The 3,337-nt window shown below is 67.9% G+C and carries 3 protein-coding genes; 1 reads left to right on the forward strand and 2 read right to left on the reverse strand.

The window, feature by feature from the left end; genetic code table 11:
- Positions 1-209: 209 nt before the first annotated feature.
- Entirely contained in the window at positions 210-896 is a 687-nt protein-coding gene (locus Q0O97_RS17380; RefSeq protein WP_294932413.1) for a Crp/Fnr family transcriptional regulator, read from the reverse strand.
- A 113-nt stretch (positions 897-1,009) separates the two neighbouring features.
- The gene (locus Q0O97_RS17385; RefSeq protein WP_294932416.1) at positions 1,010-1,537 is read right to left on the reverse strand and encodes a DUF2249 domain-containing protein; all 528 of its coding nucleotides are present in this window, start codon (positions 1,535-1,537) and stop codon (positions 1,010-1,012) included.
- Positions 1,538-1,691: 154 nt separating this feature from the next.
- Between Q0O97_RS17385 and Q0O97_RS17390 the strand changes: the two genes are divergently transcribed.
- On the forward strand, positions 1,692-3,337 hold a 1,646-nt coding region (locus tag Q0O97_RS17390), incomplete at its 3' end, for a 4Fe-4S binding protein (protein ID WP_294932419.1).

Raw genomic sequence — 3,337 nt, forward strand, 5'->3', positions numbered from 1 at the left:
GGTTCAGCATCTGGACCTCGTGCTCGGCCGCGAATGCAGCCTGCCCGGTCAGGCCTGCGAAACCCAGGGCAAGACCCGTGGCGAGGGCGAAAATTCTGCGGTTCATCTCGTTCTCCTGTGGATGGGCCGTTTCCGGCCGACTGATCTTCGCATAGCCGATCGCGCGGCACCAATATTTGCGCAAACGCAAACAACCGAAATAAAGAGGCTCACGGCTCGGCGATGCGGCCAAGGCCGGCCACGTCCAGCACGGTGATGCGCTGGCGTCCGCCTTGCACGAGGCCCCTGCCCTCCCACCCCGACAGGATGCGTGAGACGGTGTGCAGCGTCGTGCCGGTCATTTCCGCGATATCCTGGCGCGAGATCGGAAAGTCGATGCGGATGCCCTCGCCCTCGCGGCGCCCGGCCTGCCGGATCAGGCGCAGGACGGCATGGGCGACGCGGCGCTCGACGTCTTGCGTGGACATCTCGCGCAGGCGGGTGTGGGCTTCGTCCAGGCGCTGGCCGATGGTCTGGATGGCGTTCAGCGCAAGGCGCGGGTTGCTTTCGACGATGGTGTCCCATTCCGGCATCGGCCAGCCGACGACCTCGGATTCGACGGCGGCGCGCGAGGTGCCGGGATAATCGGGGCGGTTCAGCGCGCGGGCAAAGCCGAACAGGTCGCCCGGATAGACGACGCGGACGACAAGCTGCTGGCCTTCCTCGGTCACCTGCGTGACCTTCAGCCGCCCCGACAGCAGCAGATAGAAGCTGTGCGCGGTCTCGCCCTGCTGGAACACCGCCTCGCCCGGCGCGATGCGGCGCTGGCGGGCGCGTTTCGTCAGCCGTGCCAGCACCTCGTCGGGCAGGTCCCGGAACAGGGACAGGTTGCGCAGGGTCTCGACCTCGGTGACCATCGACGTGCCTTTCGGTTCCCGCAAGGGGCAGTAAGCGCCGACGGTCCCGCCGGGCGCTTATTCTATAGCCCGGCGCGGATGAAAGGAGAAGCGAGGCAAGCCCGCTCAGGTCGTTATCCGCCGTCCCCGCACCGGATCAGCAGCCGGTAGGCCCCGTGTTCCTCGGAATAGTTGCCCGCCCATTCGTGGCCGGTCGTCGCAAGTTCGGCCAGAAGCGGCAGCGGTTCGCGGATCAGCAGGGCGAAAAGCACCTCGCCCGGTTCCAGCGTGGCCAGTTCCTCGAAGATGCGCATCATCGGCTCGGGGGGCGGCAGGCCGGTCAGGTCCAGCGAGCGGGTGGGATCGGGCCAGATCACCGCCTCGGCAGCGCTGCCGATGGTCGGTTCGGGTTCGGGCGCGGCGCGGGAAAACAAGATCTCCCAATCGCCGCCGCCGATCTCTCGCGCCTCGGCGGTAAAGCCCTTGCGCGCCATGACGCTGAACAGCGGATCGGGCCGGAAGGGGGCGATCAGGCGGAAGGCACCGCCCGGCGGGATCTCATCGGCCAGCGCGGCGATGGGGGCGAAGGGCTTTTCCCCGGCGGCGATCAGAGGCCGGACGTCGAGTTCGCGAATAGGCGGGGTTTCGGGCTGGTCGGGCATGGGCGGCATCCTCGTTTCATCCGGCAAGCATCGCGCCGCTTTCCGGTTCGATCTTTGCGCGGCGACAAATTCGCGCTTGTTTGTCATGGCGCAAAGAGCCTCGCCGGAAAACCGGGCAGTTTGCATTTTCGTAAATACCCGGGAATGCCCTGACATGCGACTGCTTCGACTGCTTTTGATCCTCTGCGCGGGCCTTGCGCTTGCCGCACCCGCCAGCGCCGCGCCGGTCCTGGCCGAGTTCCTGAGCGACGAGGAGGCGGGCGAACTGGTCCCCGGCGCCGACGGCTTCGGCCCGATCCGCGACGACCTGCCCGTGGCCCCGGTGCTGAGCGGCGGCGAAACCGTGGCATGGGCCTTCGTGACCAGCGATTTCGTGGGCACGACGGGCTATTCCGGCAAGCCGATCCACAGCCTTGTCGCCGTGGACCCCGATGCCAGGGTCGCGGGCGTGCGGCTGGTCCACCATTCCGAACCCATCGTGCTGATCGGCATCCCCGAAGCGAAGATGCGCGCGGTGGTCGAAGGCTACGCGGGCCTCGATCTGGTGGCCGAGGCGCAGTCGGGCGGCACCTCGCATGAGGTGGACATCATTTCGGGCGCGACGGTCACGGTGATGGTGATCGACGATTCGATCATCCGCTCGGGCCTTCGGGTCGCGCGGGCGCTTGGGCTGGGCGGGCTGGCCGCGCAGACCGCCCCCACCGGCCCGCAATTCGAGATCGCGACCGACGCCGCACCCCCCGCCGACTGGACCGAGGCCGAGGGCGACGGCACCGTCCGCCGCCTGGTCCTGGACGTCGCGCAGGTGAACGACGCCTTCGCCGCCCATCCCGACGCCCGCGCCGCCGAGCGCGCGCTGACCGACCCGGCCGAGACCATCTTCATCGACATGAACGCCGCGCTGGTGTCGGTCCCCGCCATCGGCCAGGGGCTGCTGGGCGGCGCCGAGGCCGCCAATCTGCGGGGCTGGCTGGCCGAGGGCGACCATGCCGTCGCGATCATGGGCCGGGGTCTCTATTCCTTCAAGGGATCGGGCTATGTGCGCGGCGGCATCTTCGACCGGATCGTGCTGATCCAGGACGACGTTTCGGTGCGCTTCCGCGACCGCGACCACCGCCGCCTTGGCCGCATCGCCGCCGAAGGCACGCCCGATTTCACCGAGACCGACCTGTTCCGCATCCCCGCCGATTCCGGTTTCGACCCGACGAAACCCTTCCGCATCCAACTGCTGGTGCATCGCGACGTCGGCCCGATCGAGAAGGTGTTCCAGACCTTCGACCTTGCCTATCAGCTTGCGCCGAAATACCTGCACGAACTGGCCCCGCCGCCTGCACCCGAACCCGTCGCGGTCGCCCCGGATCTTGACGAAAGCGCAGCACAAGCCGCGCTGTGGCAACGCATCTGGCGCGATTCCACCGCCAGGATCGTGGGTCTTGGCGTGATGCTGGCGGTGCTGACGGGGGTGTTCTTCTTCCAGAGCTTCGTGGTGCGCAACGAACGCCGCTTCTACATCTTCCGCATGGCGTTCCTGACGGTCACGCTGGTCTGGCTGGGCTGGTATGCCAATGCGCAGTTGTCAGTGGTGAACCTGATGGCGCTGTTCGGCAGCGTGGCGGGCGGCTTTAGCTGGCAGGCGTTCCTGCTGGACCCGCTGACCTTCATCCTGTGGTTCGCGGTCGCCGCCGCCCTGCTCTTCTGGGGCCGGGGCGCCTATTGCGGCTGGCTGTGCCCCTTCGGCGCGTTGCAGGAACTGACCAACCAGATCGCGCGCAAGCTGCGCATCCCGCAATGGACCCTGCC

This window comes from uncultured Paracoccus sp. (assembly GCF_945915435.1).
In the GTDB taxonomy this organism is placed as follows: Bacteria; Pseudomonadota; Alphaproteobacteria; order Rhodobacterales; family Rhodobacteraceae; genus Paracoccus.